This window comes from Pseudoalteromonas rubra, from assembly GCF_000967655.1.
Lineage (GTDB): Bacteria > Pseudomonadota > Gammaproteobacteria > Enterobacterales > Alteromonadaceae > Pseudoalteromonas > Pseudoalteromonas rubra_A.
Map to the genome: position 1 here is coordinate 266,139 of NZ_JXYA01000002.1, position 16,205 is coordinate 282,343.

The following is a 16,205-nucleotide window of genomic DNA, read 5'->3' on the forward strand; positions in this document are numbered from 1 at the left end:
GTCACAGCAGGTGACGCCCGAGTCAGGGGTTTCAGAGGCTGTTAAAAACCAAACAGACTGAAAGAGAAGAACTTAGTGGTCACTGTATTGATGAAGATCACAGCAAGGATCACGGGGATAAAGGTCGACAGTGAAAAGTTCACATACTTTTCCATGAAGCTGCCTTTATAATTTGGCGACCCCTGAGCCAGTTCCTCAGACAAGTTGTGCTTCTTCCAGCGATACATCACAAACAAGCACACCAGCAAGCCATTGAATGGCAATATGGTCTCGTAGAATACATCCGAGATCAGCGCAAACATACTCTGACTGGCACCGCCGTAGTCAATAAAGTCCGTCAGCCATCCAACCATACCAAACGACATGGTACACAGTACCGTCAACCCGCCTGTTGTCAGTGCCAGCAGACCCAGCGCCTTTTTACGGCTAATGCATTTTTCTTCCATCAGCGCAGCGGTAGGTACTTCAATAATCGACACCAAAGAGGTAATTGCAGCAAAAAACACTAGCAAGAAAAACAGCGCAGCAACCGCAGAAGCGCCAAAATAGCCAATGTCAGATTGCAGTGCCAGTAACAGCTTTGGCAGATACACAAATATCATAGACACGGACGAATCACTCAGCTTGGCAGGATCTGTGTCCGGGTTAAAGCTAAAGATAGCAGGTAACACCATCAGACCAGCAATGAAGGCAACCAGAGAGTCTGTGATCGCGACCATTTTTGAACTGCCTACGATGTCATCTTTCTTCGAAATGTAAGACGCATAGGTGATCAGAATACCCATACCCAGTGACAACGAGAAGAACGACTGTGACAGTGCACCATTGAGCACGCTGGCATTCATCTTAGAAAAATCCGGCACCAGGTAGTAGCGCACCCCGGCCATCGCATTGTCCAGCGTCAGTACGTAGGCAACCAGGCCAAGCAGCAGCACAAACAGCGCCGGCATCATGAATTTAGCGGCCTTCTCAATGCCCTCTTTGACACCACCGACCAAAATCAGATTGACGATAAGGCCCACGAACACCATGTAGATAAACATAGAGTACTGGTTTACAAAGGCATCAAAGTGGCCAGGATTGGCCAGCATGTCGAGATTCCCCAGCACCGTTTGTACCAGATAACCAAAGATCCATACCGTGATAACCATGTAGAAAACGGCTATCATAAACGGTGTTAATACCGCTATTGCGCCAGCCAGGGACCACTTTTTGTCTCCCTGGGTTAACGATTTATAGGAGCCATAAGGATCTTTTTGTGCCTTACGGCCCATTGCCATCTCAGCCATCATGACAGGCAAACAGATAAAGATAACAAACAGGGCATAAGTCAGCAGAAAAGCACCGCCCCCATTTTTTGTTGCAGACACGGGGAACCCAACCAGGTTACCAATCCCGACTGCGGAACCCGCTGCGGCGAGGATGAATCCCAGCCGCGAGCTGAAGTGCTCACGATTTGCGCTCACAAGAACAACCTTATTATTATTTTGTAAGAATAGTCGATGGACTCTACCAGCCATCAGCACGGCATTTCAAGTATAAACGTCTAATCCGCTCGGCCATTGACGTAAACCTCACACCTTTACACGCTTACACAACGCACTTATAACAAGTTAAACATACACGCTGCGGAATTTGTCTTCATCCATCAGTGGTGGCGGCATTTACACACAGGGCCGGTTCAGTCTATGATAGACGCAAATAACACAATAATTTTTTGCACCCTATGCTTTATATGATCTATTCAACGGACGTTGAGAACTCTCTGCAGAAGCGCTTGGCAGCGCGCCCGGCGCACCTGGCCAGACTCGATGAACTTGCACAACAGCAACGCTTATTCGCAGCGGGTCCATTGCCGGCTATCGACAGCCCGGATCCAGGTGAAGCTGGCTTTACAGGCTCGCTGGTGATCGCCGAGTTTGATTCTCTGGCGCAAGCCGAAGAATGGGCGGCACAAGACCCTTATATCGCCGCTGGCGTGTATGCCAATAGTGTCGTCAAGCCATACAAGAAAGTATTGCCTTAACAAGTTCAGCATGGGTTAAGTCGTTTTCCAATAGCCTGTGCCACAAGATGTTAAGCAACCCTAACCGTGGAGCTTATAAATGCAGTTGCCAAGATGTCTTGCTGCTACGTTGATTTGCTGTGTGCTGGCGTTCCAACCCGCACAGGCCACCGAGAAGCAAGATACCATAAGCAAAAAGCAAGCCGTTAAACTTGCAACCGACAAGTATTCGGGCAAAACCCTCAAGATCTCCAAACAAGGAGATTACTATATCGTGAGGATCTTACTCGATGACGGTCGGATCATAGATTTAAAAGTTCACCAGGTTACGGGCGAAGTGAAGAAGGACTAAACAATGCGAATTCTTGTAATAGAAGATGATATTCAGCTGGCTGAAAACCTGCGCACCGCGCTGGAAAAAGAGAAGTACAGTGTTGATCTGTGCCACGATGGAGAAAATGGTCTTTTTCACTTAACCGAGTACCCATTAGATTTAGCCGTCGTTGACTTAGGTTTACCAAAGCTCGACGGTATCGAGCTCATCCGTCAGGCGCGAGCAAAAGGGATCAAATTGCCTATCTTGATCCTGACCGCCCGAGACCGCTGGCAGGAAAAAGTAGAAGGATTGGATGCCGGTGCCGATGACTATCTGACCAAACCGTTCCACACCGAAGAGTTAATTGCACGTTGTAACGCGCTGATCCGCAGAAGTGCCGGACAAGCTAACCCGGAGATCTCGATTGGTCCGGTTAAAATTCATACGCGCTCTCAGCAGGTATGGGTAGAAGACAGAGAACTGACACTGACCGCCTACGAGTACAAAGTACTGGAATACCTGATGGTCAACCCGCACAAAGTGATTTCTAAATCAGAACTGACCGAGCATATTTATGATCAGGACTTTGATTTGGACTCCAATGTGATTGAAGTATTTGTCCTTCGACTGAGGAAAAAACTCGACCCGGATGGCACACTAAACCCTGTTGAAACGCTTAGAGGCAGAGGCTATAGGTTTAAGAACCAGTGGTAAATCGCGCTCAAATTTCGCTCAAAATAAGACAAGGATTTATCCTTGTCTTTGTTTTAATTATTGCCCTACCCGCCCTGTTTTTCTCAATCGGTCGTGCCTATTACGCTACTTTGGTAGACGCCACGGAAAAAACACTGGAAGCCCACCTCTACTCGCTGATCTCTGAAGTTGATTTTGTCACCATGGAGATGCCCAACAGCATTTTAGCACCTGAATTAAATCGACTTAATTCAGATACCTATGCGCTGATCTATCAGCAAAATGCCTTGGTGTGGCACTCAGAGTCGGCAATGAACCTGACCGTCACACCAGATATTTCGCAAAGCAAAGCGGGGGCTGCCGAGTTCGAGCGGGTTGAATACAATCAGGAACTATACTGGCAGCTCAGCATGACGGTCATTCTGGGTAATGCCAGTCACTCGCAACAAGCCAAGTTTATTTTGCTCAAGAAAAACTCAGCGCTGGTTGCGCAGATGGCGCAGTTTCGCAACACCTTAGTCAACTGGATGCTGGTAATGGGTGTGATGATAGCCGCACTCATGGCGTTTGGTTTTATCTGGAGCGCCCGCCCACTGCAAAGGCTGGATAAAGAAATCAAAGCGGTCGAAGCAGGCGAAAGCGATAAGATAAGTGGCCTCTACCCGGTTGAACTCAATACCATCAAAGCCGACCTAAACTTATTGCTGGACTCACAAAGACGGCAAAAAGAGCGCTATCGCGCTTCACTAAGCGACCTTGCCCATGCACTGAAAACCCCGCTGGCGGTATTGAAATCCAGTCCTCTGGCAGAGAATGCCGATGCTCAGGAGCAACTAGACCGCATTAACGCCATGATTGAGCACCAACTAAAACGCGCGGCATCTGGCGCTTCTGATACCTGGAAAAAGCAAACTCAGGTGCAACCTGTCGTTAATTCCATTCTCAATGCCATGACTAAGGTCTATCACGACAAGCACATCAGCTTTAGTACCAAATGCCCGGAAGAAGCCGCCTTTTTAGGGGATAAAACCGACCTAATGGAAATTTTGGGTAATTTGATCGACAATGCCTGTAAAGCATGTAGTTCACAAGTCGATATTGAAGTGAAGTATAATCAGAACAAGGGTGTCAGATTTATCATCAGCGACGATGGCCCGGGGATCCCGGAGCAAAACAGAAGTACCCTTTTGCAACGTGGAACACGCCTGGATACCTATGAAAGCGGTCATGGTGTTGGTATGGCAATTGTATCCGACCTTGTTTCTTCCTATCACGGAAGCATAAACATAGATTATAGCCAGCTGGGCGGCGCCCAGTTCACAATAGAATTTAGTTATGAACAAAACCAATAGAGTACTGTGTTTAGTATCACTTTTAGCGTTCAGTATGTCTGCACAAGCTGCAAGGCTGGCGCTGCAAGAGTGTGCTCACCTCAACTCAGATCATCCCGAAAAAGCCAAGCGCTACCTGATGTGTCTTGATGGCAATATTGAGCTGCTGGAGCGCGAACGAAAGACCTGGATAACCAAGTTGGTAATGGACACCGAAAACCTGCAAAAAGAAACAGGCAACTCCCAGCTACTGCCTATTATCCAACGCAGTTTTATCAATCAGGAAAGATACATGGAAGATGCCTGTCGCTGGCGCTATCTAAAGCAAATGCCAAATGCCACCCTGGCCGCTAAGGTATACAAGCGCTGTAAAATTGACTTTATCAAGCAGCACACTTTGGAGCTTCAGGCCGACTTTCTGGTTCAATAAGACCACAAAGCGGCCCACTTAAAGCAAGCCAGAATAGCTATCATCTGGCTTGTTGCTGCTCTTCTCCACCGAGCATTGTGGCCAACCAGCGCCCGTCCTCACTATTCTCCAAAGCAATTTTAACCACCATAGTCAGCGGCACAGATAGCAACATGCCCACAGTGCCCAACAGCCAGCCCCAGAAAATCAAAGACAGAAACACCACTAAGGTGCTCAGACCTAAGCCTCTGCCCATAAAGCGTGGTTCAATGATATTACCCATAACGGTGTTAATGCAGACATAGCCCGCGGCGACAATAGCACTGACCACAGGGCTATGTGTCACCAACGCCAGCAGCACGGGGGGCACAGCGGCGATAATAGATCCTATATTGGGAATATAATTGAGTAAAAAGGCAAACACGCCCCACAGCACGAAGTAATCAACATCCAGTATCCACAAAAAGAGCGCAGCAACCAGGCCGGTTGCCAGCGAGACAAGGGTTTTTATCGCCAGATAACTGTTGATCGAATCCAAAAAACGATCAATCTGCTTCATTTTCATATCCGGGTCATCCAGTGCAAGATGCACTTTGGTGCTGATCATAGGCGCTTCAAAAAGCATAAATACCACGGTCAGCAATATCAAAAAGATGTTCGCCATTACGCCACCAAATCCGGCCAGCATATTGGTTGCAACATCAATCATTTTGCCCGGGTCGAACAAAGCGATCAGCTGTTGTTTATCAATCAAAATATTGTACTGGGCCGCCATGTCGACAAACCAGATAAACTTGCTGCGCAGCGCTTCTCTGTATTGCGGCAGCTGGCTGGAAAAGTCGTTCAGCGACTGGCCAACCAGACCTGTGAGGCTCATACCCATTAGCATCACCAGCATAATGATCAGCACAATTGCCAGCCCCTTTGGGATGCGATAATTTGCAAAAAACTTTAACAGTGGATTGCAAATAATGGCAATAAAGGCCGCTAAAACAAAAGGGACAACTATTTCGTTGGCTAGTTTTATTCCGGCTAAAACAATGAACAATGACGCGATAACGACTAAACTTTTAGTGATCCCAGACAATGAAGACACGACTTTTCCTTACATTAACTTTGCAAAACCGGGTATGGCACCGGACAACGGCGATCAGCACATCAATAAAACGCTAGCCCGACGGTTTCATTGTAACGGAAATTTTTATCAAAGCACGCAGAACTAACAAATTGATCGACAATGCAATACGCTGAGTATAAACACTAAATTATTAAAAATGGATTATACATGAAGGTATTAATTACAGGTGCCACCGGGCTCATTGGCTCAGAGTTGTGCAAGTTTCTTGTCAACAAACACAAGATTGTGGCATTAACGCGCAATATCTCTAAAGCCGGCCGCGTGCTGGACAGTAAAATTGAAGCCGTTGATGATCTGGACCTGGTCAACTTTAACGACCTGGATGTGATCATAAACCTGGCTGGTGAGCCCATTGCAGACAAACGCTGGAGCGAGAAACAAAAAGCCCGGATCATGGATAGCCGCATTACACTAACAGAGGAGATAAGTAACCGGATCCGTGCATGTGACTCCCCCCCTCACACCTTCATTTCAGGCAGTGCTATTGGGTACTATGGCAGGCAGCCTGCCACCGTTAAAGTCGATGAAGACTTCAACGACCCCTACCCAGAATTTAGCCATCAGCTGTGTAAAGACTGGGAAGCGAAAGCCAATTTAGCCCACAGTGAACAAACCCGGGTATGTATTGTCAGAACTGGCGTGGTGTTGTCCAGACAAGGAGGCGCACTGAAAAAGATGCTGCCTGCCTTTCAGTTCGGCATGGGTGGCCCTATGGCCAGTGGTAAACAAATGATGTCCTGGATCCACATCGACGATATGGTGCAGCTGCTGCTGTTTCTGGTCAAGCACCAGGACTTATCCGGCGTGTTTAACGCCACCGCACCGGCCCCTGTGTCTAACAAAGAATTTTCCGAGCGACTGGCACTAACGTTGAGGCGTCCCGCCATGCTAACCATGCCAGAGTTTGTCCTCAAAGCCCTGTTCGGCGAGATGTCAGAGTTACTTATCTATGGTCAGCGCGTACTCCCCCGACGTGCACTCAAAGCGAACTATCGTTTTCGTTATCCCAATCTCGACGAGGCGCTGCAGCAGCTATTTCATTAGTGAAAGCATAAAAAAAGCGCCTTGCGGCGCTTTTTCTGAGTTATACAGTTAAGCGGTTAACACCTTAATCAGGCGCTCCTGCTCAAGGTGCTCGCTGTCATTAATCACTTGCGATAGGTAACAATTCAGGTAGTACTCCAGCGTTTGTGCACCGCCCTGAAGTTTCGCTTCAAGTAGCGCTACCTGCTGTGCCATTCTGTCTTGCTGTAAGGCTTGTGGAGAGTCATTATTCGTCATTACTTCAAGACGCAATAGCAACTGCTCAGCAGAGAGTCCTGAGTCATTGCCTGTTAGCCAGCAACCCGGTGGTGTATCACCTGCGCGCACCGCCTCTACGAGCTCATTGAACTTTTCACGGCTCTGGGCTGAGTAAAGCTCATTAAGCTTTGTTTCCACTTGCTCCAGCAATTGCTGCTTGGTCTTTTTCAGAGAACCTAGCACGTCTGTCGCAAGCACCGCGTCCTTAACCGATAACAGCTCTGACTGTGTTTTTGCATCAATCATTTGGCTGTCCAGCTCGGCTAACAACTGACGTTGCTGCGTCTCTTGTGCCTGGGCCTGCTCACGCTCGGCGTTTTGTTGTGCCTGACGCTTACCAAACACCGCATCATTGTGCTTTCTGAACTCCTGCCACAGCGTGTGTTCCTGCTTAGTACCGGCAAAGCCAATTTCCTGCCAACGCTTTTGCAAGCTTTTCAGCGTGTCACACGCCTGTACAACGTCTTCAAGTTCAAACTGAGCCTGTGCTTCATTCACCAGTTGCTGCTTTAGTTGTGCATTGGCCTGGTGACGAGATTTCAGCTGCTCATTGACCTGAGTGTAGGCGGCACGATAACGCGCGTTCAGTGCCTGATAAGTCGCTGCATCCAGGCTTCCGGCGCCGCGCCATTGCTTGTTAACTCGATTGAACGTACTTTCAACCTGACGCCAGTCCGGCTCAGCGGATTGTGCCTGGCCCAGCAGCTCAGTCATTTGCTCAACCAGATCCTCACGCTGCTCAATGATTTTCTTACGTTGTGCATCTTGCTCAGCGAAGTACGCACGGCAGGGCGCAAACAATAGCTCGATTTTCTCATCAAACTGCGTTGCCTGTGCTTTTTCTTCTTCGCTTTCAACACGGCCCAGTTCGTTCCAGCGCACGCGTAATAACTTTACCTGCGCGGCACGGGCTTTAGGGTCAACCTCTTGCTCTGTGAGCATTTCATCCAGCTGTTGCAATAATTCAGCACGTTTTGGCTGAGAGGCATATTTTTGCCAGTCTTTTAGTTCTTTGAGCGCTTCGCTCAAAGCGCTGTGCTGTTTTGCCAGATGCTGTTTGTAGCCTTCGCTCAGCAGCTCATAGCTTTCCATAAAGCCATTGAATACACCGAATGCCACATTGAAACGACCCTGATCCAGTAGTCGCTGCACATCTCTTGCTTTTTTACGCGCTTCTTTAAGGTGCTTTTCCTGCCCGTCGACCAGCGGCTTCATGGTTTGATTAAACTCGTTGCTTGCTTCTTTCAGCTGCTCCGAAGCCTGCTTTTTCAGCGCAACCGGCAGTCGACGCAGTTGCGAGTGAGCGTGCTGATAGGCTTGCTTTTGCGCTGCCATAACGGTATCAAACTGCGCCAGCTCTTCGCTCGGAGCAACGTCAGCAAGTGCTTTTAGCGCCGAATCAAACTGCTCTTTGGCACTGACCAGTTCGGGCAGACTCTCAAGCGCGCTGGCACTGTCACGCAATTTGCCTGATAAGGCCTTCAGCGCAGGCTCTGCCTGATACTGCGAGGCTTCGATACGGCTTTTAAGCTCAGATAGCTGCGCGTGTAATGCCTGCTGAGCCGACAGATTTAAGGCCTCAACGGCACGCGACAGCGCCTGCTCCAGCGCTTCATATCCGGCTTCAAACTCACTGATCGCAGCTGCTTTAGCCGCAGCCTGCTCGGCCTGGTGTTGTGCCTGCTCAAACGCCTGTTGCAAAGTATCGCGATGCTTGTTTAGTTTCTGGGTAATGGTCGCAAATTTTTCTTGATTGATTTGCTGTGCTTCTTCACTCAACCACTGCACTTCAAGCGCCTGCCATTGTGCACTCAATGCGTCGGCCTGACTGGCAACCACCTGATAATCCTGTTTGTCACGCAGAGCATTAAGTTTAGCCAAAATCAGTTTGGCTTCCTGAGCAATCTGTGCCGGCATAACCTGGCTAAGACGCTGTTGCTCCAGCGTTTGCTCAAGCGCTGTACGCGCTTCACCAGAGGCGGCTTTAAGTACAGCCTTTTCAAGCTGATACTGCGCTACCAGGGGCAGTAACGCTACTTGTAATGACTCGTTACCCTCTTTAAACGCCTTTTCGATCAGTTTAGCATTGGCGAGGCGCTTTAATAGTTTGGTCTTTTGCTCATCGCCAATATCACTAAAAGCGACTTTCTCAAGTGTTTTGGCAGGCGCGTAACGGTCAATATACTCGTTGCGGATCTCCTGGCTTAACGACCCTGAGCCCGATAAAACTGCCTGAGAAATGTGCTGCTCGGCCAGTTCTTTAAGCTCCTGATCCTGCTTATATACCTTCCACCACAAGCTCAGATCGTTAATTTTATCCAGTACCTTCTTTCTGATCTGGCTTGAATCATCTTCCAACGCCAGAGTGTGTAACACCTCTGCATCTTTGCTAGTGTCCAGTTTGTCCACAGCGGCTAATCGCACCTGTGTTTTCGGGTGCTTCCATTTAGGGGTAAAAAGGTTTTTAAAGATCATTTTCGCTAAACCTGGCTATTTCATTTTCTGCTTTAAATTCTTGTTGCAACTCGCGCTTTGATTTTTGCACCATTTCGCCTTGCTCATTAATGGTGAACTGCTCTGTACTTTTGGCGACTTTTGCCTGATATAACATGACCAGCTGCACGGTTTGTTCTTTTTGTGCAACGCTCAACTCAGTGCCATCGGGCCAGCGTCCGGTAGCAGCGCCATACTGCAATCGCTCATAAATTTCCGGCGTTATATTCTTAACTAAACTGTCTATATTCATGTTCACTTTTTCTTTTTCAGTACCACTAAAATCACTCGATTGACCAGATACCAAATCAGGCCGACACCAATTGCACATTGCGTTGCCAACATTTCCCACGTCCCTTCAACCGGCTGCTGCCAGTACATATATAAGAACCCGCCAAGAAACAAGATCAGCGCCAGGAATGAATAATTCATAATCTTTTGCTGTTTCCTGACTCGTTTGCGAACGGCTTCTCTATGCAGCGATTCCTCATCCATATTCGCGACATCAAAATCACAATGTGGGCAGGTTTTGTGCTTAGAAGAAATGGGCTTGTTACAACTAGGGCATTGGGCGATTGCCATACTCGAGTGACTCCTAACGAAAAACTAGCATTTACACGCCGGTCATCTTTAGAGTGTTGATACCTGAGCACTTATTATCACTTTGATTACGCATTCGCCAACTGACAATGCAAGTAAAAATAAGCCCCTGTGGTACGACTGCTTCATAAAGAATAAGACCAAAAAATAAGGCGCCATGTGGCGCCCTATTCTACTTGGTTTATTAAGGTTTGTCTTTTTGGAAATGCATTGAATTGTCTTTTTGTACCTCAGAATTTCCTTCCGACTGCTTCTGCTCTTTGTCGAACTTGTCCCAATACTCGTCAACAGAGTCTTTCATTTCCTTACGCAGTAGCATGATCCCGAACAGGTTGGGTAATGTCATCACAACGATACCTACCGCTGCCAGTTTCCAGATCAGGGTTGTGTCCGCAAACGATGCCCAGAAGAACCCTGCCACATAGAACACCCGATAAGGCATAACAGAGCGAGAGCCGAGTAGATAGGTCATTGCACGGTCGCCATAATACGACCAGGCAATCGCGGTAGAGAATGCAAACAGCAGCAAACCAATCGATACGATATATTGGCCATTTTCCCCAAAGAACCCGCGGGTAAATGCCTTGGTTGTCAGCTCGGCAGAGTGCACCAGAGATTTACCTTTAATGCTGATACTGGTATCGACCAGCATCCCCTTATCAACTTCGACAGTGCCAGTGTAACGGTGTTTTGCCGTGATACCAAAACGGATATCTTCGCCGATTGAACGCGCGTGGATCACTGAGAAATCTTTATTAACCGCAACGCCCTCAACAACGCGGATGTTGCCACTGTATGCCTCGACGCTATGTCCATCGATACCATTGAGGTATTTGTACAATTCTTCACGATCGCTGTCGTTCGATTCAACATAGTTGCCGTGCACTATGGTCATTGACGAGCGCTCAAAGGTTGTTTCGAACTTTTCAGTCCAGACACCCGACGACAAAATAACCAAACCAGTCAGTGTACAGATCACTATGGTATCTATGAAAGGCTCAAGGATAGAGACCATGCCTTCGGATACCGGCTCGTCCGCTTTGGCTGACGCGTGCGCTATGGGTGCAGAACCCTGACCCGCTTCGTTTGAGAATAAACCTCGGTTTACACCGCGGTTAAAGGCATAAGCAAAGGAGGCACCCAAAAAGCCACCAACCGCAGCTGAACCACTAAATGCATTAGTGAACACAGCAGCAAAAGACGGAATAATGTTTTCAGCGTTATACAGAATAACGGCCAGGGCACCAATAATGTATACAGCCGCCATCAGAGGCACAACCCGCGAGGTAATAGCTGCAATACGCTTGATACCACCAAGAATAACCAGAGCAAGTAAAATAGACAGCACCGCACCGGTGACCATAGGTTCAATGTTGAAAGTGGCTTCCATACCTTGTGCGATGTTGTTGATCTGCGGCAAACTACCTGTACCGAAGGAGCTGATCACGGTGGCAATGGCAAACAATACCGCCAGCCACTTCATGTTAAGACGGCGGTCCATATAGTACATGGGACCACCTGCCATGGTGCCGTCTTCTGCTTTAGTACGATATTTGTGAGATAAGGTCACCTCAACAAACTTGGTAGTCATACCAAAGAAGGCGGTCATCCACATCCAAAACAAGGCAGCCGGACCACCAATTGAAATGGCCAGTGCCACACCACCAATATTACCGGTACCAACCGTCCCCGACAGAGCGGTCGACAGCGCCTGGAAATGCGTGGTATCACCCTCGTGGCTTTTTTTGTCGTATTTACCGGTGACAATTTTGCACGCATGCTTGAAATATCGGATCTGTGGGAATTTTAAATACAGTGTAAAAAACAGACCCACCCCAAGTAATACATAAGGGAACCACCAGGAGCCCCCTAACAAGGCATCCAGACTATCCAGAAAACTTCCTAACGCGTCCACGACTCTTCCTCTTTTTCGTTGTTATTATATGCAACAGGCAACCGATAAGGTTGCCTGTGACGATGATTATCTTAGATTGTCCACCACGTTGACGATGGCGGCTAAGGTATCCTGACCAAACTGATATGAACGGCGGTCAGACCAGCCATAGTGTGGATCAGGCAAATTAGCATTGTCTTTAAATGGCATCTCTATAGTATATGCCAGCGCTTTAAACGCTTCACCCACAGCACAAGATGCAACCGTCAGGTTTGCCTGACCAGGCTCATCTTTAGGGTAACCAAACTCATCCTGAAACTCTGGCGTGATGGTCAACAAGGCCTGTTTAAATTGCGCTTCCAGTGTAGCCAGGCGTTCATCATAACTTGGAATACCTTCACTGCCCGCCACAAAGTTGTATGGCAATGCTTCATCACCATGGATATCAAGGTACAGATCCAGACCAGTTTCATGCATTTTATTCAGCACATGATAAACCTCAGGTGAGTTTTCCAGTGATGGCGTTTGCCACTCACGGTTGAGGTTCACACCTTTGGCATTGGTACGCAAATGACCACGAACACTGCCATCCGGGTTCATGTTCGGCACAATGTAAAACACGGCTTTTGACAATAGTGCAGCAGCATGCGGATCTTCGTCGTCCAGCAGTTTGTGCAGCAGGCCTTCAACAAACCATTCTGCCATGGTTTCGCCAGGGTGTTGGCGTGCGGTGATCCAGATTTTTTTCTTTTCGTCGCCAGGCTCGCCGACACATAACAGGCTGATATCACGGCCATCCAAAGTTTCACCCAGGGTTTCAACCCGACACGCATCATGGCTTTGTGCCCAGTAAACCAGATCCAGGTGACGCTCGTAGCTGTAAGGGGCGAAATAAGCAAAATAGGTGTGGTGACACTCAGGTTCAAAGTCGATCACCAACTGGCCATCCTGATAGCTGCTCGGCACGCGGAACCAGGTTTGTCTGTCATAAGACGCAACGGCTTGGTAGTCATCCCAGCCTTCTGGATAGGCGGAGTTTTGCAGATTATTAATATGAAGTTTGTGCTCTACAAATGGCGTCGATTCAAGACGAAAGTGGAACCATTGAAAAAATTCGGATTCGTTATCGCGGTTAATTTCCAGCTGAATGTCTAGTGGAGCCTCAGCAGAAATTACGTTGATATTTCCGCTGTCAAAATTACTGGTGATCTTCATCATATACCCTAAATAAAAAAACCATCTCACTGAGCCAGATGTTTTGTGTAAAGCACTTAACAGCGCAGTACACAGTCAAGGAACTTTGTTTTAACCTTGATGATTTTTGTTAGTGATTTGTAGCAATAAATCAGCTGCAAGCCTAACACACCTGGTGCGAGACAAAAACAAAAAAAGCCAGCAATCGCTGGCTTTTTTAGACAAACCGAGAATTAACGCGGCAGGCTTGGGAATTGTACCTCAGCCATGTCACGCATTACACGTACAACCTGGCAGCTGTAGCCAAACTCGTTATCGTACCATACATAAAGTACAACACGGTCACCGTCAACGATGGTTGCTTGTGAATCAACCACGCCAGCGTAGCGGCTACCAACCAGGTCGGTTGATACAATTTCAGTCGACGCTGTGTAGTCGATCTGATCGCGAAGCTCTGAATGCAGTGACGTCTCACGCAGGAATTCGTTCAATTCTTCTGCGGTTGTTTCTGCTTTCAGGTTCAGGTTCAAAATAGCCATTGATACGTTTGGCGTAGGAACACGGATAGCATTACCCGTTAATTTACCAGCCAGCTCTGGCAGTGCTTTTGCAACTGCTTTTGCCGCACCCGTAGAGGTAATAACCATGTTCAGTGCCGCACTGCGACCACGACGCTCTGCTTTGTGGTAGTTGTCGATCAGGTTTTGGTCATTGGTGTATGAGTGAACCGTTTCAACGTGACCATTTTTGATGCCAAACTTGTCGTTCAGCGCTTTTAGTACAGGCGTGATGGCGTTAGTCGTACAGCTTGCTGCAGACACAATTTTGTCTTCAGACAGAATGTCAGCGTTGTTAACACCGTAAACCACATTCTTGATGTCGCCTTTTGCAGGGGCAGTCAGAAGTACTTTAGACGCACCTTTCGATTGTAGGTGTTTGCCCAGGCCATCTTCGTCTTTCCATACACCTGTGTTGTCTACAACCAGTGCATTTTCAATACCGTACTGAGTGTAATCCACTTCTTCCGGAGAGTTCGCGTAGATAACCTGAATGTAGTTACCGTTTGCTTTGATAGCGCCTTTTTCATGGTCAACAGTGATTGAACCGTTGAATGGACCATGAATTGAATCGCGGCGCAGCAAGCTTGCGCGCTTTTCAAGGTCACCATCGCGACCACCACGTACAACAATTGCACGTAAGCGAAGGTCAGCGTGAGAGCCACCACGTTCGATCAACAAACGCGCTAGCAGACGACCGATACGGCCAAAACCATACAGAACAACGTCGCGAGGGGCCGGACGTTTGCCTGTGTTTAACAGCTCAGCAAGCTCAGCATTGAGGTATTCCTCAATTGAACGGCCTTCACCTGCGTTTTTATAAATGTAGGCATACGCCAGTTTACCTAAGTCAACACGGCCAGGCGCCAGTTCCATTTTGCTGATCACTTCCAAAAATGGGAAGCTTTCGCGCAGACGCAGTTTAGTCTCTTCAAAACGTGCGACTGTTTTGTGGGCTTTAATAACATCGATAGTGCTGGTGTTTACAAGAGGACGGCCATAAACCGCAATTTCTACACCCAGGTTACGATACAAGCGACCAATGATCGGTTGCATGCTTTCTGCGTAGTCTTGACGTTCTTGCCAGCTGTTTTGATATTCTTGCTCGTGAGATGAGGTCATTTTTTCTGCCTAATAAACAATTTTTGAACGGATAGCCTAACTGAGCCTGATGTATTGCATAATTTGAGAGTCAACAGGCCCCAAGGCAGCGACATTTTAATTTAAATGGCGCTGATTCTCCACCATTTACTGACAATTGTTGCTGTAAAATTAACTGCACAGTTAATTTCAGGCCTGATCCGTCCAATTTATGTTCTCTCCTCTATGATATTCGCCATGAAGCTGTCAGGCACGCTATCCCTTGCTACACTTGAGGTAAATAAAGGGTGGCCAGAATTGTCGAAATTGGTACTATACGAGCGCAACAACAAAGACTTGGAGTAAGTATAACAATGAGGTGGTGGCTAATATCAGGCCTGTGTGTTACATCAGCGTTGCTCAGTGGCTGCGACGACACAATTACGCTGAATAAAATCTGCACAGAGACGCCCGGGTTTTGTGAAGATCTCAATAAAGATAGCCATTGTAAAGAGCAACGCGCTGAGGTGATTTTTGCGCGTTACCATGAATACAAATCGCCCACAGATGATAACCGATACACCTTGCTGAAAAATTTTGAACAATACAACGAGTGTGTGTCGCTGGCTTCAAAAATTGAACATATCAAACTAAAAGAAAAAACCACATCAAGGGTTGAAGGCCATCTTACCAGCCTGAAAGAAATGACCCGGATCTACCAGGATACGATTAATACCGACCACCCAGGCTTACTTTATTACCACTGGTCGAGACGCAATAACCGCATGGCGCTAAACAAGTTACTCAACATGCAAGATCAGGAAAACGTTAAAAGTGACAGCGAGATACAGCTATTCTTGGCGACTTTTTACGCAAAAATTGATGACGACAAAACCATAGATATTCTGTATCGCGTTTTGGAGCTCAATAAAGCAGGTGAAACGCCGGACCCCGAAGTGTTCGCCAGCCTCGTCAGCATTTTTTACAAGCAGCAAAAGTACAAGCACGCATATACCTTTGCCCGGGTGGCACAGTTATCTGGCTTTGAGAATATTGATATCTTGCCGGTTGAGCATAAGCTTTCTGCCAGTGGCAAAGATCTGGACTCGCTGGATACCCTGGCGATAAAAACCTGGGAAGAGATTAACAACGGTGAATTTCTCTCCCCAAGGAATTTCTAAAAGCAGATTCCT

Annotated in this window: 15 protein-coding genes; 7 read left to right on the forward strand and 8 right to left on the reverse strand. The window is 47.6% G+C overall.

Features of this window, described 5'->3' with window-relative positions:
* Positions 1 to 41: 41 nt before the first annotated feature.
* Positions 42 to 1,466: a sodium-dependent transporter gene (locus tag TW77_RS01995; RefSeq protein ID WP_046003279.1), complete on the reverse strand. Its 1,425-nt coding sequence runs from the start codon at positions 1,464 to 1,466 to the stop codon at positions 42 to 44.
* Positions 1,467 to 1,726: 260 nt separating this feature from the next.
* Here TW77_RS01995 and TW77_RS02000 point away from each other — a divergent pair, with 260 nt between their 5' ends.
* The 5 genes from TW77_RS02000 to TW77_RS02020 all read left to right on the forward strand — a co-directional run bounded on the left by TW77_RS02000 (position 1,727) and on the right by TW77_RS02020 (position 4,775).
* Positions 1,727 to 2,026 (forward strand): YciI family protein, encoded by a 300-nt coding sequence (locus TW77_RS02000; RefSeq protein WP_046003280.1) that lies wholly within the window; start codon positions 1,727 to 1,729, stop codon positions 2,024 to 2,026.
* A 79-nt stretch (positions 2,027 to 2,105) separates the two neighbouring features.
* On the forward strand, positions 2,106 to 2,357 hold the full coding sequence (locus TW77_RS02005; protein WP_046003281.1) for a PepSY domain-containing protein: 252 nt from the start codon (positions 2,106 to 2,108) through the stop codon (positions 2,355 to 2,357).
* 3 nt (positions 2,358 to 2,360) lie between these two features.
* Positions 2,361 to 3,035: a response regulator transcription factor gene (locus TW77_RS02010; protein ID WP_046003282.1), complete on the forward strand. Its 675-nt coding sequence runs from the start codon at positions 2,361 to 2,363 to the stop codon at positions 3,033 to 3,035.
* Positions 3,029 to 4,366 (forward strand): ATP-binding protein, encoded by a 1,338-nt coding sequence (locus TW77_RS02015; RefSeq protein WP_046003283.1) that lies wholly within the window; start codon positions 3,029 to 3,031, stop codon positions 4,364 to 4,366. The genes TW77_RS02010 and TW77_RS02015 overlap by 7 nt, the downstream gene beginning before the upstream one ends.
* 34 nt (positions 4,367 to 4,400) lie before the next feature.
* The gene (locus TW77_RS02020; RefSeq protein WP_240479444.1) at positions 4,401 to 4,775 is read left to right on the forward strand and encodes a hypothetical protein; all 375 of its coding nucleotides are present in this window, start codon (positions 4,401 to 4,403) and stop codon (positions 4,773 to 4,775) included.
* A 40-nt stretch (positions 4,776 to 4,815) separates the two neighbouring features.
* On the opposite strand, the gene TW77_RS02025 is transcribed toward TW77_RS02020, so the two are convergent.
* A complete protein-coding gene (locus TW77_RS02025; RefSeq protein WP_046003285.1) occupies positions 4,816 to 5,850 on the reverse strand; it encodes an AI-2E family transporter in 1,035 nt (344 codons plus the stop codon).
* 189 nt (positions 5,851 to 6,039) lie between these two features.
* Here TW77_RS02025 and TW77_RS02030 point away from each other — a divergent pair, with 189 nt between their 5' ends.
* The gene (locus TW77_RS02030) at positions 6,040 to 6,936 is read left to right on the forward strand and encodes a TIGR01777 family oxidoreductase (protein ID WP_046003286.1); all 897 of its coding nucleotides are present in this window, start codon (positions 6,040 to 6,042) and stop codon (positions 6,934 to 6,936) included.
* Between the two features lie 48 nt (positions 6,937 to 6,984).
* Here TW77_RS02030 and TW77_RS02035 read toward each other — a convergent pair whose 3' ends face one another.
* The 6 genes from TW77_RS02035 to TW77_RS02060 form a co-directional block, all read right to left on the reverse strand.
* Positions 6,985 to 9,669: a DUF349 domain-containing protein gene (locus tag TW77_RS02035; protein WP_046003287.1), complete on the reverse strand. Its 2,685-nt coding sequence runs from the start codon at positions 9,667 to 9,669 to the stop codon at positions 6,985 to 6,987.
* The gene (locus TW77_RS02040; RefSeq protein WP_046003288.1) at positions 9,659 to 9,940 is read right to left on the reverse strand and encodes a YeaC family protein; all 282 of its coding nucleotides are present in this window, start codon (positions 9,938 to 9,940) and stop codon (positions 9,659 to 9,661) included. Before TW77_RS02040 ends, TW77_RS02035 begins: the two co-directional genes overlap by 11 nt.
* 2 nt (positions 9,941 to 9,942) lie before the next feature.
* Positions 9,943 to 10,269, reverse strand: a complete 327-nt coding sequence (locus TW77_RS02045; RefSeq protein WP_046003289.1) for a hypothetical protein — start codon at positions 10,267 to 10,269, stop codon at positions 9,943 to 9,945.
* 202 nt (positions 10,270 to 10,471) lie between these two features.
* Positions 10,472 to 12,202, reverse strand: coding sequence for an alanine/glycine:cation symporter family protein (locus TW77_RS02050; protein ID WP_046003290.1), 1,731 nt, complete (start codon positions 12,200 to 12,202; stop codon positions 10,472 to 10,474).
* A 66-nt stretch (positions 12,203 to 12,268) separates the two neighbouring features.
* Positions 12,269 to 13,396: a M14 family metallopeptidase gene (locus tag TW77_RS02055; RefSeq protein ID WP_046003291.1), complete on the reverse strand. Its 1,128-nt coding sequence runs from the start codon at positions 13,394 to 13,396 to the stop codon at positions 12,269 to 12,271.
* Positions 13,397 to 13,608: 212 nt separating this feature from the next.
* On the reverse strand, positions 13,609 to 15,054 hold the full coding sequence (locus tag TW77_RS02060) for a glyceraldehyde-3-phosphate dehydrogenase (RefSeq protein ID WP_046003292.1): 1,446 nt from the start codon (positions 15,052 to 15,054) through the stop codon (positions 13,609 to 13,611).
* Positions 15,055 to 15,386: 332 nt separating this feature from the next.
* Here TW77_RS02060 and TW77_RS02070 point away from each other — a divergent pair, with 332 nt between their 5' ends.
* Positions 15,387 to 16,193, forward strand: coding sequence for a DUF2989 domain-containing protein (locus tag TW77_RS02070; protein WP_046003294.1), 807 nt, complete (start codon positions 15,387 to 15,389; stop codon positions 16,191 to 16,193).
* Positions 16,194 to 16,205 lie beyond the last annotated feature (12 nt).